Source organism: Bacteroidota bacterium, from assembly GCA_039821555.1.
Taxonomy (GTDB): Bacteria; Bacteroidota; Rhodothermia; order Rhodothermales; family Rubricoccaceae; genus JBCBEX01.
In genome coordinates, this window is sequence record JBCBNX010000069.1 from 1 (window position 1) to 597 (window position 597).

The following is a 597-nucleotide window of genomic DNA, read 5'->3' on the forward strand; positions in this document are numbered from 1 at the left end:
CGGACCGGTCCCGATAGACGACGCCGGTCGCGCGCCCGTTCTCGATGAGCACGCGCTGCGTGTGCGCCTTGGTCACGATCTGCAGGTTGGGCCGGTTCCGCGCGGGCTTGAGGTACGCAACCGCCGACGAGCAGCGCCACCCGCCCCGGGCTGTGAGCTGGAAATACCCCACGCCCTCCTGATCCGCGCCGTTGTAATCCGGGTTGTACGGGTAGCCCACGGTCTGCGCAGCTTCGACCCACGCATCGCAGATCGGCCGTTTCAGCCGCATGTCCGACACGGCGAGCGGGCCGCCGGTGCCGTGATAGTCGTCCGCGCCGCGTTCCTGATCCTCCGCCCGCTTGAAGAGGGGAAGCACATCCTCCCATCCCCATCCGGAATTGCCCATCTGGCGCCAGCGGTCATAGTCCTCCGCCTGCCCGCGCACATAGAGAAGCCCGTTGAGCGAGGAGGAGCCGCCGAGCACCTTGCCCCGGGGCCAGTCGAGTTGCCGCCCGTTCAGGCCCGGATCCGGCTCGGTCTTGTAGCACCAGTCGCCGGCCGCGTTGCCCATCGTCTTGAAATAGCCGACCGGGATATGGATCCACGGGTTCGTGT

General features: G+C 67.7%; 1 protein-coding gene. It reads right to left on the bottom strand.

What is annotated here, in order from left to right; genetic code table 11:
* The coding region (locus AAFU51_18885) for a GMC family oxidoreductase N-terminal domain-containing protein (GenBank protein ID MEO1573308.1) at window positions 1–597 on the bottom strand (597 nt) is incomplete at both ends.